The organism is Salipiger sp. PrR007, from assembly GCF_010499845.1.
Taxonomy (GTDB): Bacteria; Pseudomonadota; Alphaproteobacteria; order Rhodobacterales; family Rhodobacteraceae; genus Salipiger; species Salipiger pacificus_A.
On record NZ_JAAGOZ010000010.1, the window covers coordinates 71,540 to 90,142 of the forward strand.

At 66.0% G+C, this 18,603-nt stretch carries 18 protein-coding genes; 5 read left to right on the forward strand and 13 right to left on the reverse strand.

The window, feature by feature from the left end; all coding sequences use genetic code 11:
• Window positions 1–82 precede the first annotated feature (82 nt).
• The 4 genes from G0Q01_RS02870 to G0Q01_RS02885 all read right to left on the reverse strand — a co-directional run bounded on the left by G0Q01_RS02870 (window position 83) and on the right by G0Q01_RS02885 (window position 5,482).
• A complete protein-coding gene (locus G0Q01_RS02870) occupies window positions 83–1,816 on the reverse strand; it encodes a long-chain fatty acid--CoA ligase (protein WP_235939514.1) in 1,734 nt (577 codons plus the stop codon).
• Between the two features lie 158 nt (window positions 1,817–1,974).
• Window positions 1,975–3,678, reverse strand: a complete 1,704-nt coding sequence (locus G0Q01_RS02875) for an OmpP1/FadL family transporter (RefSeq protein ID WP_370457165.1) — start codon at window positions 3,676–3,678, stop codon at window positions 1,975–1,977.
• A gap of 836 nt (window positions 3,679–4,514) precedes the next feature.
• Window positions 4,515–5,018, reverse strand: a complete 504-nt coding sequence (locus G0Q01_RS02880; protein WP_164190090.1) for an RES family NAD+ phosphorylase — start codon at window positions 5,016–5,018, stop codon at window positions 4,515–4,517.
• Entirely contained in the window at window positions 5,015–5,482 is a 468-nt protein-coding gene (locus tag G0Q01_RS02885; protein WP_108970744.1) for an antitoxin Xre/MbcA/ParS toxin-binding domain-containing protein, read from the reverse strand. Before G0Q01_RS02885 ends, G0Q01_RS02880 begins: the two co-directional genes overlap by 4 nt.
• 252 nt (window positions 5,483–5,734) lie before the next feature.
• Between G0Q01_RS02885 and G0Q01_RS26540 the strand changes: the two genes are divergently transcribed.
• On the forward strand, window positions 5,735–5,905 hold the full coding sequence (locus G0Q01_RS26540) for a hypothetical protein (protein WP_193989112.1): 171 nt from the start codon (window positions 5,735–5,737) through the stop codon (window positions 5,903–5,905).
• Between the two features lie 321 nt (window positions 5,906–6,226).
• On the opposite strand, the gene G0Q01_RS02890 is transcribed toward G0Q01_RS26540, so the two are convergent.
• The 5 genes from G0Q01_RS02890 to G0Q01_RS02910 are packed head-to-tail and all read right to left on the reverse strand — an operon-like array spanning window position 6,227 to window position 11,108.
• Window positions 6,227–7,714 (reverse strand): aldo/keto reductase, encoded by a 1,488-nt coding sequence (locus G0Q01_RS02890; RefSeq protein WP_164190093.1) that lies wholly within the window; start codon window positions 7,712–7,714, stop codon window positions 6,227–6,229.
• Entirely contained in the window at window positions 7,707–8,693 is a 987-nt protein-coding gene (locus tag G0Q01_RS02895) for a branched-chain amino acid ABC transporter permease (protein WP_108970742.1), read from the reverse strand. Before G0Q01_RS02895 ends, G0Q01_RS02890 begins: the two co-directional genes overlap by 8 nt.
• Window positions 8,690–9,604 (reverse strand): branched-chain amino acid ABC transporter permease, encoded by a 915-nt coding sequence (locus G0Q01_RS02900; RefSeq protein WP_164190095.1) that lies wholly within the window; start codon window positions 9,602–9,604, stop codon window positions 8,690–8,692. Before G0Q01_RS02900 ends, G0Q01_RS02895 begins: the two co-directional genes overlap by 4 nt.
• Window positions 9,601–10,335, reverse strand: coding sequence for an ABC transporter ATP-binding protein (locus G0Q01_RS02905; RefSeq protein ID WP_164190097.1), 735 nt, complete (start codon window positions 10,333–10,335; stop codon window positions 9,601–9,603). Before G0Q01_RS02905 ends, G0Q01_RS02900 begins: the two co-directional genes overlap by 4 nt.
• Window positions 10,332–11,108 (reverse strand): ABC transporter ATP-binding protein, encoded by a 777-nt coding sequence (locus G0Q01_RS02910; RefSeq protein WP_164190099.1) that lies wholly within the window; start codon window positions 11,106–11,108, stop codon window positions 10,332–10,334. Before G0Q01_RS02910 ends, G0Q01_RS02905 begins: the two co-directional genes overlap by 4 nt.
• Before the next feature lie 123 nt (window positions 11,109–11,231).
• On the opposite strand from G0Q01_RS02910, the gene G0Q01_RS02915 reads away from it, so the two are divergent.
• Genes G0Q01_RS02915 through G0Q01_RS02930 form a run of 4 tightly spaced genes read left to right on the forward strand, consistent with a single transcriptional unit; the run spans window position 11,232 to window position 14,649 of the window.
• Complete coding sequence (locus G0Q01_RS02915; protein WP_164190101.1) at window positions 11,232–11,948, forward strand: GntR family transcriptional regulator; 717 nt, start codon at window positions 11,232–11,234, stop codon at window positions 11,946–11,948.
• The gene (locus tag G0Q01_RS02920) at window positions 11,941–12,285 is read left to right on the forward strand and encodes a TIGR04076 family protein (RefSeq protein WP_108970737.1); all 345 of its coding nucleotides are present in this window, start codon (window positions 11,941–11,943) and stop codon (window positions 12,283–12,285) included. The genes G0Q01_RS02915 and G0Q01_RS02920 overlap by 8 nt, the downstream gene beginning before the upstream one ends.
• A gap of 1 nt (window position 12,286) precedes the next feature.
• The gene (locus tag G0Q01_RS02925) at window positions 12,287–13,342 is read left to right on the forward strand and encodes an aldo/keto reductase (protein WP_203594876.1); all 1,056 of its coding nucleotides are present in this window, start codon (window positions 12,287–12,289) and stop codon (window positions 13,340–13,342) included.
• A gap of 50 nt (window positions 13,343–13,392) precedes the next feature.
• Window positions 13,393–14,649, forward strand: coding sequence for an ABC transporter substrate-binding protein (locus tag G0Q01_RS02930; protein WP_164190103.1), 1,257 nt, complete (start codon window positions 13,393–13,395; stop codon window positions 14,647–14,649).
• A gap of 180 nt (window positions 14,650–14,829) precedes the next feature.
• Here the strand turns inward: G0Q01_RS02930 and G0Q01_RS02935 are convergent, their stop codons facing one another.
• From G0Q01_RS02935 to G0Q01_RS02950, 4 genes are all read right to left on the reverse strand, one after another.
• Window positions 14,830–16,332 carry a tripartite tricarboxylate transporter permease gene (locus G0Q01_RS02935; RefSeq protein ID WP_164190105.1) on the reverse strand — a complete coding sequence of 501 codons (1,503 nt, stop codon included), beginning with the start codon at window positions 16,330–16,332 and terminating at the stop codon, window positions 14,830–14,832.
• Window positions 16,333–16,341: 9 nt separating this feature from the next.
• Window positions 16,342–16,773, reverse strand: a complete 432-nt coding sequence (locus G0Q01_RS02940; RefSeq protein WP_164190107.1) for a tripartite tricarboxylate transporter TctB family protein — start codon at window positions 16,771–16,773, stop codon at window positions 16,342–16,344.
• On the reverse strand, window positions 16,770–17,747 hold the full coding sequence (locus tag G0Q01_RS02945; protein WP_108970733.1) for a tripartite tricarboxylate transporter substrate binding protein: 978 nt from the start codon (window positions 17,745–17,747) through the stop codon (window positions 16,770–16,772). Before G0Q01_RS02945 ends, G0Q01_RS02940 begins: the two co-directional genes overlap by 4 nt.
• A gap of 68 nt (window positions 17,748–17,815) precedes the next feature.
• The gene (locus tag G0Q01_RS02950; protein ID WP_164190109.1) at window positions 17,816–18,535 is read right to left on the reverse strand and encodes a GntR family transcriptional regulator; all 720 of its coding nucleotides are present in this window, start codon (window positions 18,533–18,535) and stop codon (window positions 17,816–17,818) included.
• Window positions 18,536–18,603: the final 68 nt, after the last annotated feature.

An 18,603-nucleotide genomic window follows, 5' to 3' on the forward strand; every position in this document is an offset into this window, starting at 1 on the left:
GGACGCAATCCGCGTTGACTTGTACCATCATGGCCCGGGCGATGAACAGGCCCTTCCGGGCATGTGAGGACGCTTACGCAGGTCATGACGCCGCCGTGCCCCCGGATCGTGCTGTTTCGGCTTGCGCGCCCTCGCTGTCTTGAAGCGCCTTCTTCGAGAGCTTGCCGACCGGGGTCTTCGGCAGGCTTTCGCAGATCTGGATCTGTTTGGGCATCTCGATGGGCGAGAGATACTCCTTGAGAAAGCCCTGGAGCTCTTCCTCTGCCGCGTCGAGCGGCGTCTTCAGCACCACGAAGGCTTTGGGCGCGCTGCCGCGATAGGCGTCGGCGACGCCGATCACTGCGGCCTCAGCCACCGCGGGGTGCTGGTAGAGCGCTTCTTCGATGGCCCGCGGGTAGACATTGTAGCCGCTGCAGAGGATCACGTCCTTGATCCGGTCAACGATGAAGTAGAACCCCTCCTCGTCGACGTAGCCGACATCGCCGGTCCGCAGCGCGCCGTCGATGAAGCTCGCGCGGGTCTCCTCGGGGCGGTTCCAGTAGCCTTGCATGACCTGCGGGCCGCGGATGCAGAGCTCACCCTTTTCGTGCGGGGCGCAAATCCGGGTCGGGTCGGCGAGATCGCGGATCTCGACCTGCGTCTTTGCCAGCGGCCTTCCGATCGAGCCGTCGCGCGCGCTGCCATCGAAGGGATTGCAGCAGACCACCGGCGAGCTTTCGGACAGGCCATAGCCCTCGCTGAGGCGGCAGCCACTCAGGGCCTCGAACCCGCGGCGCACCTCGCCGGGCAGCGGGGCGCCGCCCGAGATGCAGCAGCGCAGCGAGGAGAGATCCGCCAGGCGCTTCTCGAGCGCGTGGTTGATCGCGGTGTAGAGCGTCGGCACGCCGGGAAAGAGTGTCGGCCGCTGGCGCTCGATCACCTTGATCGTGCCCTCGATGTCGAAGCGCGGCACCAGGATGATCTCGGCGGCGATGCGCACGGCGAGGTTCATGGCGACGGTCATGCCGAAGACGTGGAACAGCGGCAGGACCGCCAGCACCCGCTCCTCGCCGATCCCGGGATCGGGCAGCCGCTCGAGGATCTGCTCGGCATTGGCGACGATATTGGCGTGGGTCAGCATCGCTCCCTTGGAGAGCCCGGTTGTCCCGCCAGTGTATTGCAAGGCGGCGAGATCGGTTTCGGGGCTGATCGGAGCGGGGGTGATAGCACCGTCGTTCCGGGTCAGCTGCCGGAAAGAGATGTGCCGGGCATCGGTGGGAACGCGGGCGAGTTCGCGGCGCTTCAGAAGCGGGAAGAGCAGCCTCTTGAGCGGGGGCAGCATCTCGGCCATCGGACAGATGACCAGCCGCTCCAGCGCGCCGTGCCCGAGCTGCGCCGCGACCTTGGGATAGATCGCCGCCAAATCCGTGGTGACCATGAGCGAGATGCCCGAGTCCTCGATCTGGTGCCGCAGCTCGCGAGGGGCGTAGAGCGGGTTGAAATTCACCACCGTGCCACCTGCCTTGAGCACCGCGAAATAGCAGATCACGAAGGCGGGCATGTTCGGCAGGCAAAGGCCTACACGTACGCCCTTGTTGACCCCCTGACCTGCAAAGCCCGCGGCCGCGCGGTCGACGAGGGCGCCGAGCTCCCGATAGCTGTAGCGGCGTCCGAGGAAATGCATGGCCGGGCGGTCACCGTGAAGGCGCACGGCGGTGTCGAGAAGATCGGACATGGTGCCGGACGGGGCGATGGGGTCCGCCGCGGCAGCCGCGGGCGCGTCTGTGGCCGGTCGGGGGGGCATCAGAGTGTCGGGCGCGATGTCATTCGGGCTCATGAGCGGGGCTCCGGGTACAGGGCGGCTGGTCCGGCGCTTGGGAAACGCAGGCTGCGGGACATGTTCCGGGAGTCCGGACATGGCTTTTTTGGACTGGCTGGCGGTCTTGGGGCCCCGCGCACCGCTTGCGACAGGCACGCGCGGGGCCCCGAGGCGGCTCAGAACCGGTAGGTCAGGCTGGCACTCAGGATATCGGCGTGGCCTTCATAGCTGCCCTTGAGAGTCCCGGCACCCGTTGTCTCCTTGATGTCGGCGTCGTCGAAGAAGATGTGGGTGTAGCCGAAGTTGATCGTCCGATCCGGTGCGAACTCGTAGCTATAGCCCAGCGATGCCCAGTAGCGGTCGGAATCCGGGATCCGGGCGGTCCGATTGTCGTTGGGCACGGGGCTCTGGTCGTAGGCGACGCCAAAGTGGATCGTGTGGTTCTCGCGCGGCTTGTAGTCTGCTCCCAGGGCGACGAACCAGGAGTCGTGCCAGTTCTCGTCGGTCACATCGTCGGGCCGGCCGTCATCGAACTTCACACGCAGCTCTTCGAAGGTCGACCAGTTGGTCCAGGACAGGTCGCCCATCACTGCCCATTGCGGGCTCAGCTCGTGGTAGGCCCCGATCGACAGGACATCCGGCATGGTGACCTCTGCCTCGGCATCGGAGCTTCGCAGCTGCGGCACCGCGGCGATAAAGGGATCCGGTACACCGGTGATCTTGGCGGTGCCCTCGAGCGTGTATTTCGCCTTGGATCGATAGCTCACGCCCACGCGGGTCGTCGGCGCGATCTCGTAAAGCATGCCCAGCGTGAAACCATATCCATAGCCGTCGCCGGTCAGCTCCGACATTCCGTCGCCAAGGCCGAGCGGCGAGAGATTGAGGGCTTTCGACAGTGTCGCGTCGGCATGACCGATCTGGATGCCGGCCCCAAGCGACAGCTGGTCGGTGGCCTGCCAGGCGATGCTCGGCGTCAGGACAATGTTCTGGATCTCGCTCTCGATGGCAAAGTAGCGGCCTTTCCAGTCGTCGTCATACTCGGTGGCGAGGCCGAAGGGCACGGTCAGCGAGAGCCCCGCCTTGATCGTGGGGGTGAGGTCGATGAGGCCGTAGAATGCCGGCACCAGTGCGCTCTCGCCCGCGTCCCCGCCGTTGTTGCCAGAATAGCTGAGCCCGGTTGTTCCCGCATCTCCCGAGAAGCGAATCTGCGGGGCGATGTAGTTCAAGTCGAGCTGGGCCCGAGTGCCCGGGATACGCATCATCCCTGCGGGGTTGGTGTAGATCGTGGACGGGTCCGCCGCCTTGGCGGTCGCGCCGGAAAAGGCCGTGCCCACGCCTTCGGCGCTCATCTCACGTAACTGAAAGCCAGCAGCAGTCGCCGCGCCCGTCATTGGCAAGAGCGCAACTACTGCTCCTGCCGCCACAATAGCGGAATGCTTTACGCATCCAGACATTGATCGCTCCTCCCTAAAACGATCGGATTTCTGAAATCCGTAGTCTTTGGTAGCGAGGCGTAACCAATACGTCAATAGATTTACGTAATGGGCAATCAAGCTCTGCCGTCTGAGTCCGGGGCGCGTGTTATCCCCGGCCCGGCTATAGTCGCGCAGGGACGGTGTCATCGGGAGGAGGAGCCTCGCACGGCGCGACCATCCACCCGTCAAGAACACCGATGTCGAGTCGCGTGGGCGCGAGGGGAGGCTGGCGAAAAAAATTCTGTCGACCGCGGGAGCGGCAGTGGACGGACGACCTCGACCTCTAGTCGGCGGAGGCTCCGATTCAAATTGACCAGAATTAACGCTGCGTCGCGACGGGTCTGTGACCTTTACACCGACCCGGGGAAGGTGCGACATATCGTCCATTCGAATTCTGGCCGACATACTGGGAGGTGGGTCGGTCACGAGGTGCCGCTTTGGGAGGGGCGGTCATCTCCAGCGATCCGGTCGCCTCTGGAGGAAAAGGGCGGCCGGATCAGCGCTTTTCGCCCTTTCTCGAGTGTTTCGCCCTTGTCGAATGACTGGCCGTGCCGGGGAGGATCGGCATCACCCCTGGCTGCGGTATGCGTGCAACACAAAACAGGTCTGCAAAGCTGACCGTTGTGCTGCAAAGCAGCATTATGTAGGTATGTCCTCAAGACGCAGCGATGCGTCGGCGAGTTTCCCGGGGTTTTCTCCTCCTCCCTGAACCCCGGAAATTGGCGGCGACCCTTCTCCTCCTCCCTTGGGTCGCCGCCGCACTCCCCCTCAAGATTTCACAGACACCCACTCGGACTCTTGCGCCATGTGCCGCGGCTTTTCGAACGCGCGGGGCAGGTGGCAGTTTCTTGCCGCTTCCGGCCCGCCGATTGGCGGATGCTTGCAATGTGCACGCTGTGGCGCAGTCTGATCCTGAATGGTTTCGGGAGAGTATGGCCATTATGCAAAGACCACGTTTTCAAGCTGGTACCAGGGTTCTTGTGCAGCCGGAAAAGAGACGGCCGCAGGAAATCGGACTGGTCACGGATGGACCGATGATCGTTTCAGGTGACCCCTTCTTCAAGGTCGAGACCAGCGAGATTGCGGCGTGGTACTCGGTCGAACACATTCGCCCCTACCTGAGAGTCGTCGAATAGTCGCGGGCACGAAGCGGCGTGCTCGGACATCGCCGCGCGCGACGGCTCGCCTTGTCCGCCTCGCTCAGGGTTCGCGGCGCCAGTAGCGTTGCCGTCTCGCGGAACTCAAAGGGGAGATTGCAGCCTGGTATCCAGCGTGAACCGGGTCTGCTGAACGTCGTCAAACAGCCCCTCCGCCTGAGTCGCGTCGATCACCAGATTCCAGCTGAAGCGGGACACGACCGATGGAATCAGGAAGCACCCGTGCTGGGCCAAGAGGTCGTTTCCGAATGTTTGCTGGTTGCGGCTCAGCGGTGCAGGGCTGATCCAATTCGGGTTGGGGATGTCGTCAGGGTAGACGACATGGATCTTGGCCGGCGTGAGGATGCGCGCCGAGGTGAGGAAATGCGGCGCGATGTCCAGTGCCTCGAACCCCTTGTGCACCGCCACCTCGAGGCAGGCGGTCGCGGGGTCCAGCGAGGCATAGATCGCCCGGACGCCCGAGGTGTTCCACCGGCCCCCGACCCGGAAGGCGCCCTCGCCGGTGAACCATGTCTCATAATGCTTCTTCTGGTCGATGCGCCAAAATCTGAATTCTCCGGTCCCGAGGGGCGGCGGCAGGGGCGTCATGTATAGACCCCGTACTCCATCCGGGTCAGGTATTCTTCAACGACCTCGGCTCCGGCAGAGGTTGCGACTAGGTCGATCGGACAGCGGCGCTCGAGGCCGATCGCCGGCTTGTTCATCCAGTCCACCGCGGCCGCTTCCGAGCCAAGGACCTCGATCGCCTTGCCGAAGATCTCGGCGAAGCGCCAGGCGCGACTGCTCTGCTCTCGGCTGAGCAACTCGTCCGCTCCCTTGGCCTTCATACGCTGCAGGGTTCGCACGGAAATCCCGACCGCGTTGTACAGGGCCGGGCCCTGGTCAAGGAATCCGACCGACGAAACGAGATGCAGCAGCGCTCCGGCCGGGAGCCCCTTCATCAGGACCTCATGCGCGTCGAGCGCGCTGTTGACCTTCGCGTCCATGGTCTTCTCGCCCCCAAGAAGATGGACGGCGCGGCCGATGTCGCTATCAAAGTGAATGGCTTGCATGTCATGACCCTCCATCGCGCCATATGTCGCAATATATACGACAGATGGCGCAGAATTCAAGATGGTGGCGGGGCGGCGGGAATGCCTCGAAAATGTGGGACAAAGCCCTTTGCCGAGTTCTTGCTTTGTGCTAGGAGGGGTCTCCGCCAGAAAATTCGGCGGTCACCCGGACAACCAGCGCCTGCCAGTGGACGACACGTCTCGCCCTGCTGGGCTTGCCATGTCCGGGCCACAAAAAGGGAGAACAGTCACATGGGTATTTTCAGCCGCGAACAAACCACCGCCATTGAGCGACTGCTGCAGCAGGGCGTGTCCGATTTCGACATTGCCCAGAAAGTCTGCCCCGCCGGAGAGGATCCGGAGCTGCTGCTCGAGGCCGTTTCCATGCATCGCGATCGGCACGAGAAGGCCACCTCGGCCTGAAGCCGGCAAACATCCCTATTTCAGAGCCCGCCGGAGCGTTGCTCCGGCGGGCTCTTTGTTTCCGGGCGGAGCATGAAGGTGTCGGGCTCGCGCAGTGCCGGAATGGAGCCCCGGATGCCCGCCGCCTGCCCATGCTCTCCGCATCACCTCAGCACACCAAGCACCGCAGGCTGATGTGTCGGTGAGGACGGTTGCACGGTGATAGCGCCGTCGAGAGACGAAGCACGTGCAACGGCGTCTGGATTCCTTCCGCCACGCACGCGAAAACAGACAGCGGCCCCCTAGGGGGCCGCGCGATGCCGTTCTCATGGGCGGGGAGGATTAGGCAGGCAGGATCGCCTCGGCCTCGATCTCAACGCGGTAGGGTCCGATCAGCTGAGCGACCTGCAGCAGGGTGTTGGCCGGGGGGTGATCAGCGAAGAAGCGCCCGTGCGCGACGGAGACCGCCTCGCAGTCCTCGGCATCGACCAGGTAAACCCGGGTGCGCACCACGTGTTCGGGTCCGGCACCATGGGCACGCAGGGCGGCGACGATCTTGTCGAGGATATAGGTCGTCTGCGCCCCGGCGTTGCCGGGCGCGACATTGTGAGAGTCTCCATGGGTCGCCGTGGTGCCGGACACGAGGATACGGTTGCCCACTTTCACCGCGCGGCAATAGCCGGCAATCGGCTCCCATTTCGAGCCGGTGAAGACCCGGGCGCGATCGGCAAGTGCAGCATCCGCCACGGCGGGATGGACCGGGGGGAGTTCGCTCAGGTGATGCGACAGGTCTCCGGAGGCGGTGAGGAAGGGCGGCTTGCGGTACTCGTCGCCGCAGTCGCCGGGCACCATGGTCATGCGCGCGAAGACCGCGCCGAGCTTCGCGTGATCCTCGGCGTCCAGTGAAAACCCGAACACCTGCAGGTTGTCGGCGCGGTGCTCGGCTTCGGTGATGCGGGCGCCGATGATCGTCGCGGCGACCGAGGGGGTGTCGAGCACCCAGCGCGAGGCGACGTTCGACAGCGACACGCCGTGTTTCTGGCCGATCTCATGCGCCGCCGCGAGCAATTCCTGAAAGATCTCCCAGCCCCCGGCCACGTCGATGAACCGCTTGTATTTCATCCGCGACCAATCGGGGATGTCGCGCGGTTCGGGCTTGCCCAGCCATTTCTCGGAGATGAAGCCGCCGCAGAGCGTGCCATAGGCCAGCAGCTTGACCCCCCAGCGCTTGCAGAGCGCGGTCAGGGCGCCGGCGGCACGGCGGTCAACCAGGGAGAAGCTCACTTGGTTCGAGACGATTTCGATGCCCTCGGCCAGCGCCACCTCGAGATGGGCGGCGTCGAAGTTGGTCACCCCTATGGCACCGATCAACCCCTCGGCGCGCAGCGCCTCGATTTCGCGCAGGGCATCGAGCCAGCGCGGATCCTCGAAGCTCCACCAGTGGAATTGCAGCAGGTCGATGCGCTTGGTGCGCAGCCGGTCAAGGCGATCCTGAATCCCGGCGCGGACGATCTCCGGCGTCATTGGACCGGGCTCGGGGCACCACTTGGTGAAAGCGGTGACGTGCGCCATGCCGGGACGTGAGGTCAGCTCTCCGGTGATCACCTCGGCCGAGCCGTAGTGGTCGGCCATGTCAAAGCTGTCAAACCCCGCCGCGGCATAGGCCTGAAGCCGGTCAGCGGCCTTCACAGGATCGAGCGTGCTGCCGTCCTTTTCGAGGTCGGCGACCTGCCACAGGCCGCAAACGAGGCGTGCGATGTTCAGGCCCGGCGCGAGATCGACGCGCGGCAGGGCAGGGGAGGCGCCGGCGGAAAGGCGGGTGTCAGGCATTTGTCTCGGTTCCTTCGGAAATCTTGGGGGCAGTGCGGGTCTTGCGCCGCCGCAGGGTGCCAGCCTCGCCGAGCAGGCCGCGCGGACGCAGCAGCAGCACGGCGCAGAGCGCGGCGCCGATCATGACGATCTGCAACGAGGCGGCGCGCGCTTGCTGCTCGGTGGGGAAGAGCGCGCTGACGGCCGAGCCGGAGACGGCCCAGATCGCCCAGACGAGAACAGCACCGAGGATCGCGCCGCGCATGTTGCCCGAACCGCCGACGATCAGCATGGTCCAGACCTGGAAGGTCAGGATCGGCAGGTAGTTGTCGGGGGCGATGAAGCCGATGAAATGGCCCTGCGCCGCGCCGCCGAGGCCCATGACGAAACCGCCGATGGCGAAGGCCTGGAGCCGGTAGGTCACCGGGTTCTTTCCCAGGGCGCGCGCCGCCGTTTCATCCTCGCGCAGCGCCCGCAGGACGCGGCCCCAGGGGGAGCGGACGAGATGCTCGAGCGCGAGGTAGCACAGCAGCACTGTGACGATCATCACCAGAAGGTTGGCGAGCGCGAAAAGGTCGGCATCGCCCTGCAGCGAGCCGAAGGGGCGGGGGATGAAGCCGACGCCGAAGGGGCCGCCGGTGAGCCCCTCGAGGTTCAGCAGCGCCAGCTGAATGACCACCGCGGCGCCGAATGTGGCGATGGCGAGATAATCCGAGCGCAGCCGCAAGGTCAGCGCACCGATGCCGAGGCACAGCAGCCCCGCGGCCAGCCCACCGCCGAGCCAGCCGACGACCATCGGAAGCTCGAAACCGCCGATGCGGCCGTCGATCGGCGGGGTGGTCAGGATTGCCGAGACATAGGCGCCCACGGCGACAAAACCCGCGACGCCGACGTTGAAGAGGCCCGTCTGGCCCCATTGAAGGTTCAGCCCGAGGCAGATGACCGCATAGGTCAGCGCCATGGTCAGGAAGAAGGCCGCGTAGGAGAGCAGGTCGATCATGCGGTGACCTTTCCGAAGATGCCCTGCGGGCGCAGCAGCAGGACTGCGACGAGGATGACGAAGGACACGGCCGCGCGCCATTCCGCGCCGATGAGTTGGACAGTCAGCGCCTCGGTCAGCCCGACGATCAACCCCGCCAGCATGGCGCCCGGAACCGAGCCGATGCCTCCGAGGATCGCCGCGGCGAAGAGCGGCAGAAGCAGGTCATGTCCCATGGTTGGCCGGATTTGCACCACCACGCCGGACATGATCCCTGCCACAGCGGCGAGCGCCGCGCCGAGCATCCAGACCATGCGGATCACCGCGCGGGTGTCGATGCCGACCAGCGCCGAGAGCTGCGGATCCTCCGAGACCGCGCGCATCGAGCGGCCCGCGGCGGTGCGGGTCAGCAACAGGTGCACGAGCACCACGAGCACCACCCCAAGTGCCACGACCAGCAACTGGTCGGGGGTGGCGCGCAGGCCGGGCAGGATCTCGCGGCTGATCTGCAGGGCGTTCGAAAAGTACTTCGGACTCGAGGTATAGGCGAACTCCAGCAGGTTGCGCAGCGCCAGCGCCGCGCCGAAGGAGGTCATCACGAGAATGATTGTCACCGCGCCCGAGCGGCGCAGCCGCCCGAAGAGCAGCCAGTCGACCGCAAGCGCCAGCGCGGCGGTCAACATTATCGACCCGGCCATGGCAATGGGCACCGACCAGCCGAAGCTGAACGGCCCCAGCGGGGTGCCCAGCCCGGGCAGCAGCGCCCCGAGCGCCCCGCTGACCGTCAGCGCGAGGTAGGCGCCCCAGCTCAACAGCTCGCCGTGCGCGAAATTCGCAAAGCGCAGGATCGCGTAGGTCAGGGTCACGCCGATGGCGCCGAGGCCGATGATCGCCCCGTTGACAAGCCCATCCATGATCGGCTGCAGCATCATGCCTGTGCCTCCTTCTGGTGACCGCCGAGATAGAGGTCCGCCACGATCGGGTCGTTGGCGAGCGCATCCGATGGCGCATCATGTGCCACTCGGCCTTCGACCAGAACCACGCCGCGGCTGGCGATCTCGAGCCCCGCCCGCACGTTCTGTTCCACCAGCAGGATGGTCGTGCCCTTGCCGTTGATTTCTCGCAGCCGGTCGAAGACCTCCGAGACCATCAGCGGCGACAGGCCCGCAGAGGGCTCGTCGAGGATCAGAACCTCGGGATCGATGATCAGCGCGCGTGCCACGGCCAGCATCTGCCGCTGCCCGCCCGAGAGGCCGCCCGCGCGGGTGCCGGGGCGACGGGCGAGGTCGGAGAAGGTGTCCATCATCGCGGAGATCCTCTCTGCGCGCTCTTGCTTTGGCAGGATTTGCGCGGCGAGTTGCAGGTTCTCGCGGATTGTCATCCGGGCGAAGATGTTCTCGGTCTGCGGCACAAAGGCCAGCCCATGCCGCAGGCGCAGATGGGCGGGCAAGGCAGAGATTTCCTCGCCTTTCAGGGTGACCGATCCGCCATGAACGGGCACCAGTCCGGCCACGGTCTTCACCAGTGTCGACTTGCCCGCGCCGTTGGGACCGAGCAGCACGACGAATTCGCCGTCCGCCACCGTCAGATCGACGCCTTTCAGGATCGACAGATCGGGCTGGTAGCCGGCCGCGAGACCGCGGACTCGCAATAGCTCGCTCATGCGGCATCCCCCAGATAGGCGCGCACCACCTCGGGATCGCGGATCACCGCGCCCGGGGCGCCCTGCGCCAGCTCGCGGCCAAGCGCCATGACCACGACGCGGGAACAGAGCCGCGCCACCATGTCCATGTTGTGCTCGATCAGCAGGATCGACACGCCCTGCGCGTTGAGGTCCACGATCCGCGCCATGATCTGCTCGAGCAGCGAGGGGTTTACCCCGGCGGCGGGCTCGTCGAGCAGGATCACCCTGGGGTCGGCCATGAGGATCCGCGCCAATTCCAGCAGCTTGCGCTGGCCGCCGGAGAGCACGCTTGCGGGTTGATCGACCAGATGGGTGAGCAACAGGAAATCGATGATGTGGCGGGCCTTCTCCAGTGCCCGCGCTTCATCCCGGCGCGAGGCACCGATGCGGAAGGCGGCGCCGAAGACGCTTTCGCCGCTCTGCTTCTGCGCGCCGCAAAGGACGTTTTCGAGCACGCTCATCCGCGGGAAGGGGCGGGGGATTTGAAAAGTCCGGCCCAGCCCGCGGCCGAGGCGCTTCTCGGCGCCCTCGGCGGTCACGTCGCTGCCCATGAGTTCGATCCGCCCGGCAGAGGGGGGCAGCGAGCCTGCGAGCATGTTGAACATCGTGGTCTTGCCCGCGCCGTTCGGCCCGATCAGGCCCAGCAGTTCGCCTGGGGCCAGCGAGAGGGACATGTCGTCTACCGCCTGGATTCCCTGGAACCTGCGGCAAAGGCCATGCGCCGAGAGGACCGCGCCTCGGGTCGTATCCATTCCAATTTCCCTGTGGCCGCCGAGACCGGCGTTGCGCTCGGCAGAATTGTATCTTTGATCAAAGATTATTGACACGGATCTAGGATGCAAGCCAAAAACGTTTGAACGGAGTGGCGAGGACAGATGAGCGACACCGAAACGGACCACATGACGGTTCCCGGTCTGGGCCGCGTGGGGCGCGCGTCGCTGCAGCAGCGCGTCTACGAGGAGCTGACCAAATCGCTGATCCACGGGGCCTTTGCCGCGGGGCAGGTGCTCCGCATGCAGGCCGTGGCCGACACCCTGGGCGTGTCGATCATGCCGGTGCGCGAGGCGCTTGGTCGGCTGGGGACGGAAGGCGCGCTCGAGGTCATGCCGAACCGCTCGACCCGGGTTCCGCTGATCACCGAGGCGCGACTCGACGATCTCTCGCGCGCCCGCTGCCTCATCGAGGGCGAGTTGGTGCGCCTTGCCGCGGCGCAGATTGCGCCCGAAACGATCGAGCTGCTGCGGCAGCAGACGCAGGCTTGCGAGGACGCGTTTGTTCGGCTCGCTCCCGAGCATGCCACCGAGACTTCTGTGCTGAACCATGAGTTCCACTTCACGATCTATCGCGCTGCCGGCTCTGACGTGCTGCTGCCCATCGTGCGCAGCCTTTGGATGCAGTCGGGACCCTTCGTCCGGGCCTCGGCGATCATCTACGGGCGCAACCCGTCGCTGACCGCGGTGCATCATCACTGGGCGCTGATCGCCGCGCTCGAGGCCGGAGATGCGGAGGCTGCCGTCGCCGCGCTGCATGCCGACATTACCCAATCTTTCGACCTGATCCGCGCTGACATGAAGAAGGCCCAAGATGACTGACGACAGCTTCGAACTCTGGGACCTGAAGGTCGAAGTGGTCGCCCCCGAAGGCGGTGCGATCTATTGCAATGCCAAGCCCGGCGACTGGTTCGAGCTTCGCGGAGAGATGCTGTACCTGCCGCCGGGGCAGGGGTTCTCGGTCTACTCGCTGGCGTCTGTCTTGCCGCTGCTCGCGGCAAAGCAGCGCCAGACCCACCCCAACGACTGGATGAGCACCGACGCCGAAGTGGCCTGCCCGGACCCCAACTGCTCGACCCGGCTGCGCATCACCCGCATCGGCAAGCGGCAGTTCAGCCATGCCGAGACCACCGCCGTTCCGCTGCCCAAGGAGAGATGACATGACCCTGCCGCGCACCACACTGGCCCCCGGCTACGAGATTTCGCGCGTGATCCGCGGCGGCTGGCAGCTGGCCGGTGGCCATGGCCAGATCGACCGTGCCGAGGCGGTGGAGGATCTGATCGCCGCCGCAGAGGCCGGCATCACCACCTTCGACTGCGCCGACATCTACACCGGTGTCGAGGCAATCATCGGCGCCTTCCGTGCCGAATATGCCAATCGGCATGGAGCCGAGGCGCTGTCGCGGATTCGCGTTCATACCAAATGCGTGCCCGATCTCGACAAGCTTGGCCGGCTGACCCGGCCCATGCTGCGCGAAACCGTGGCCCGCTCGGCGATGCGGCTCGGCGTGCAGAGCCTCGATCTCGTGCAATTCCACTGGTGGGACTATGCGCAGGGCGACTGGCTGCAGGCGGCGCATTGGCTCAAGGAATTCCAGGATGAGGGGCTGATCCAGCTTCTCTCCGGCACCAATTTCGACACCGATCACGTGGCAGCCATGTTCGATGCGGGCATTCGGCTGGCGACGCTGCAGACGCAATATTCTCTGCTCGATCGCCGCCCCGAGAAGCGGATGGCGGGGCTGGCGGCCGAGAAGGGGATGCAGTTCCTCTGCTACGGCACCGTTGCGGGCGGCTTCCTGTCCGACCGCTGGCTTGGCGAGCCCGATCCCGAAGGCGAGATGGAGAACCGCTCGCTGACCAAATACCACCTGATCATCCAGGACTTCGGCGGCTGGGACCTCTTCCAGAGCCTCTTGGAAACTCTGCGCACCATCGCCGACGCCCATGGCTGCGACGTGGCGACCGTGGCCTCTGCCGCGGTGCTGACCCGGCCGCAGGTCGCCGGCGTCATCGTCGGCGCGCGCAACCGCAGCCATCTCGCGGCGAACCTGAGGGTCGGTGAGGTCACGCTGACCGCCGCCGACATGGCCGCAATCGACGCCGTACTGGCGCAGGCCCGGCAGCTCGAGGGCGATGTCTACACGCTCGAGCGCGACCGCCACGGCCGCCACGGCTCGATCATGAAATACAACCTCAACAAAGAAGAGGCCTGAGCCTCCGATCCCAGCCCGAAACGGGCGCCTTCCAACAGGAGCATCCTGAAATGAAACATCTTCTTCTTGCCTCCGCTGCGGCCGCCGCCCTGGCGTCCGGGGCCATGGCCCAAGATTGCGAGGTCGAGGTCGGCATGGTCATGGAACTGACCGGCCCGGCTGGCGTCTACGGTCAGGCCGGGGCAAAGGCCGTGGACATGGCCTTCCGCGACATCAACGAGGCCGGCGGCGTGCTGGGCTGCAAGATCACCTCGGACACCCGCGACAGCCAGAGCCAGGGCAACGTCGCCGTCGACCAGGCGACGCAGCTCGTCAACATCGGCAAGGTGCCGGTGCTGATCGGCGGAATCATCTCTTCGGTCTCGATCCCGATCCTGACCTCGGTCACCGGGCCTGCGGGCGTGGTGCAAGTCTCGCCGGCCTCCTCCTCGCCGACGCTGACGCAGCTCGGCCAGGACGGCAAGACCGGCGGCTACTTCTTCCGCACCATAACCTCGGATGCACTGCAGGGCACCGCGGCGGCGCAATACGCCATCGACCAAGGTCTGAACAAGCTCGCCATCATCCACGTGAACAACGATTTCGGCGTCAACATGATGCGGGAGTTCAAGAAGGCCTATGAGGCCCTCGGCGGCGAGATCACCTCGGTCACGCCCTACAACGAGAAGCAGGCGAACTACTCCTCGGAAGCGACCGCGGCACTCAAGGGCGACCCCGAAAGCCTCTACCTGATCTCTTACCCGGTGGATGGCGCGACCATCGCGCGGGCATGGATTTCCTCCGGCGGGCCGCAAAGTTTCCTGCTGAACGACGGCATGAACTCGACGGACTTCATCAGCGCGGTCGGGGCGCAATACCTCGACGGCGCCTACGGCACCTCGTCGGGGACCTCCGAGACCGCGTCGACCACCTATTTCTACGACAATTTTGCCGAGTTCTCCGGCGGCATCGCGCCCGACGCGCCGGCGGCGGACCGCTCCTATGATGCCGGCGCCATCGTCGCGCTGGCCATCGCGCAGGCGGGCGAGGCCTCGGCCGACGCGATCCGCGACGCGATCCCGCAGGTCACGGGCACCGAGGGCGAGCCGATCTACGCCGGTCCCGAGGAGTTCAAGAAGGCGCTCGAGCTGATCAAGGCCGGCGAGAAGATCCGGTATGAAGGCGTGATCGGCCCGGTGGTCTTTGACGAGTATGGCGATATCACCGGCCCGTTCCGCCTGTGGAAGATCACCGATGGCGAGGTGGTGACCTCCGGCACGATGTCGCCGGAAGAGGTTGCGCAGGTGAAGTCCGCGATCAGCGAGTAAGCTACCGTCGATAAAGAGAAACGCCCCGGTCTTGCCCGGGGCGTTTTTGCATGTGGCCCGGTGCGGGCCTTGGTTTGCGCGAGGGCCCCGGGCTGCCGCGGCCTTGGCCATCGTGCGGCCCGGCGCAGAGCAAGCGCGTGCCTGGGTGCCGGGCGAAAGCCGCGGCACATTGCGGGCGGATCAGTCCGCCAGCGGCGGAGTTCGTCGGCGCATGGCGATGCCGAAGGAGAAGAGCAGCATCAGCGCGGTGAAGCCGTAAATCACCAGCGCGATGGGGCTTTGCAGCAGGATGCCGAAGTCTCCCCCCGAAATCGACAGCGCCCGGCGCAGGTTGTTCTCCATATCGGCGCCAAGCAGCAGCCCGAGAACCACCGGCACCAACGAGATCTCGAACTTGCGCAGGGCGTAGCCGAGCAGGCCAAAGCCGATCATCACGAAGAGATCGAAGCTCGAATGGCTGATCGAATAGATCCCGATGAAGCTGACCATCACGACGATCGGCATCAGCAGCCACTGCGGCAGCGACAGCAGGCGGGTGAAGATGCCCACCATCGGCACGTTGAGCAGTAGCAGCACGAGGTTGGCGAGATAGAGCGCCGCGATCAGGCCCCAGACGAGGTCCGGCTGGCGCTCGAAGAGCAATGGGCCGGGCTGGATGTTGAGGGAGACGAGCAGCGCCAGCATCACCGCCGTTGTACCGGAGCCGGGCACGCCCAGCGTCAGCATCGGGATGAGAGCGCCGCCGGAGGCGGCATTGTTGCCTGCCTCCGGCGCGGCGATGCCCCGCGGGTCGCCGGTGCCGAAGGTCCCGTTCTTGTCGCTGATCTGCTTTTCGGTGCTGTAGGAGACGAAAGCCCCGAGGGAGGCACCGGCGCCGGGCAGAACGCCGCAGACAAAGCCGATCACCGAGCCGCGCAGCGCAGCGGGGAAGCCCTCGAAGACCTCGCGCAGCCGGGGCAGGGCGCGGCCGAGCTTGGCGGGCCCGGCACCAGAGGTGGCGTGGCTCTCGAAATACATGATGATCTCGCTGACCGCGAAAAGGCCGACGATGGCGACGATGGGATCGAAGCCATCATAGAGGTGGTACGACCCGAAGGTGTAGCGCGCCGTTCCGGTGGCCGGATCGAGCCCAACGCTGGCCAGCAGCAGACCCAGCACCGCCGCGAGCAGCGTCTTGAAGGGGTTCACCCCGGTCACCCCGCCGATGGTGGCAAAGGCCATGACGTAGAGCGCGAAGTAATCCGCCGGCCCGAAGTGGATCGCCGCCTTTGCCAGCAGTGGCGCGAAGAAGGTCAGCCCGAGCGTGGCAAAGGTTGCGCCGGTGAAGGACGCCACTGCGGAAATGCCAAGGGCCTTGGCCGCCTGCCCCTTTCGGGCCATGGGGTAGCCGTCGAGCGTGGTCATGATCGCGGGCTCGTCGCCGGGGATGTTGAGCATGATCGAGCTGATCCGACCGCCGTACATGCACCCATAGTAGATACAGGACAGCATGATCAGCGCCGAGCCGGGCTCGAGCTTCATGGCGAAAGCGACGGGGATCAGGATCGCCACGCCGTTCACCGGGCCAAGTCCGGGCAGGGCGCCGATCAGCGTGCCGGCGAAGCAGCCGAAAACCGCGAGCGCGAGGTTGAGCGGCGTCACGGCGACGGCAAAGCCGCCGATGAGGGAGGTCAAGATGTCCATGAGGTCTCGCTAGCCGAAGAATGCAGGCGCGAAGGGCAAGGGCAGTCCCAGCACCCTGTCGAAGATCACGAAGAGCGACACGCCCACCGCCGCGCCGGTCAGCGTCGCTTTGGCCGGACCGGCACCGAAGAGCAGCGCGAGGCAGGCGGTGCCGAGCGTCGTGGAGAGAGGGAAGCCGAGCGGCTCGAGCAGCAGCACGTAGCACGCCAGCACGGTCACGGTGGCGACCTGCCGGGCCAGCGCCGGGCGCGACTGGGCCTTGGGGTTCGGATCGGGGCGCAGCATCAGCCCGAGGCTGAGGATGGCCGCCAGTGCGGCGACCATCTGCGGAAACACGGCGGGGCCCAGGGGATCCCCGAAACCCGCCTCATATCCGCGCGCAACCCAGAAGGCCGAGACCGAAATCACGAAGACCACGGCCCCGACGATGCGGTCGATCATTGGATGACACCAATGCTGCGCGAGATCTCTTCCATTTGCTTGGCCTGGTCCGCGACATAGGCCTCGAACTCCTCGCCGCCGCGCCAGACGGTGATCAGGCCGTTGCCCTCGGCCGCTTCCTTCCACTCCTTCGTGTCGAAGAGCGACTTCAGCTCGTCGACCCAGGCCTGGTAGTCCTCGTCCGAGACATCGCCGCCCGTGTAGAAGCCGCGCCAGTTGTAGCCGGTCACGTCAAGGCCCTGGTCCTTTGCGGTGGGCGCGTCGGGGAAGGCCGGAATCGGCTCGTCCGACAGGGCCGCGAGGATCTTGATGTCGCCCGATTCCACGAAGCCGGCAATCTCGCCGAGGTCGGTCGACACGGCTCCGACCTGACCGCCGAGCATCTGCGTCACGGCGGGGCTGCCGCCATCGAACTGTACCCAGCGGATTGCCTTGTAATCCTCGCCGGACATGCCCGCGGCATCGGCCAGCATCAACAGGCGGATGTGGTCCCAGCCCCCGGCGCCCGAGGAACCCGCCACCGGCACCGAGGTCGGGTCGGCCTTGAGCGCGTCGAGCAGGTCGCCGATGGTCTCATACTCGGAGTCCGCCGGCACGGTGATCACGCCCACGTCTGTGCCCAGCATGCCCACCCAGCGCATCACGTCGATTCCACCCGGGTACTTGCCCTGCGCGATCTGCGTCACGCCCACCGTCGAGGTGGCGACCAGGAGGTCGCCCTCGGAAGCGCGCTTGCCTGCCACATTGGCGAAGGCGACTGCACCCACGCCGCCGGGCATGTTGGTGACCTGAACCGTGCTCTCCTCGAGGCCGAGGTCGGTCAGCAGCCGTCCCACGGTGCGGCAGGTGAAGTCCCAACCGCCCCCGGGATCGGCCGGCGCGATGCATTCCGCCGCATTGGCGGTGACCGCGCTGACGCCGGTCAAGCCGGTGGCGAGCACCGCTCCGGTGATGAATTTGCGCAAATAGGACATGGTTCCTCCCTTTCGTCCTCTGGCCCAAGGGGCCGTTTTCACCGGGGTCTCCCTCCCCCGGGGTTGCCTCAATGCGTGTCGCCGTCACCCCTCTTGTGATCGACGACACCGCGCGTGCCCAGAAACCGGCGCGCGCCTTCCACAGCCTCGAGGATCTGGTCGCGCACCGCGCGGGTGTGCAGCCGGACCTTGCGGGCCGCCGCGTCCTCGTCACCAGCGGCGACGAGATCGAGGATTTCGCTATGTTCCTGCCACGCGGTCTCGCGCTGCGCGGCGTCGCTGGCCAGCAGCCAGCGCAGGCGCAGGGCGCGGCCGACCGCGGCGCGCACCGCGTCGCGCAGGAAGGGGTTGCCCGAGAGCGCGGCCAGCTCGACGTGCACGTCGAGCCCCGACGCGAGCCAGTCCTCGACCCGGAAATCGGTGCGTCCACGATCGACGGTGGCGCGCAACGCGGCCAGGGCCTCGGGGCTGGCGCGGCGGCAGGCAAGGCGTACCGCCGTATCTTCCAGCTCTTCGCGAAATTCGAAGAGGTCGCGGATTTCTTGCAGGTCTATGGGAGCGATCATGTAGCCGCCGCGCGGGTCGCGGTCGACCAGCCCCTCGGCGGTCAGCGCTGCCAGAGCCGCGCGGATCGGCGTCCGCGACATGCCGTAGCGGTCCTGCAGCGCGCGTTCCGAAACCGCCTCGCCCGGCGCAAAGGCCATCGACAGGATATCCTTCCGGATGTCCTGCAACGCGCGCTCCGCCTGCGGCAATGCCGCGCTGTCCGCTGCTTTGTCCGTCTTCATGGTCTAGATTGACCCTCCCTGCGAGAGTGGTATACCACGCCGGTAGACCACATCAACAGCTTTTGGAG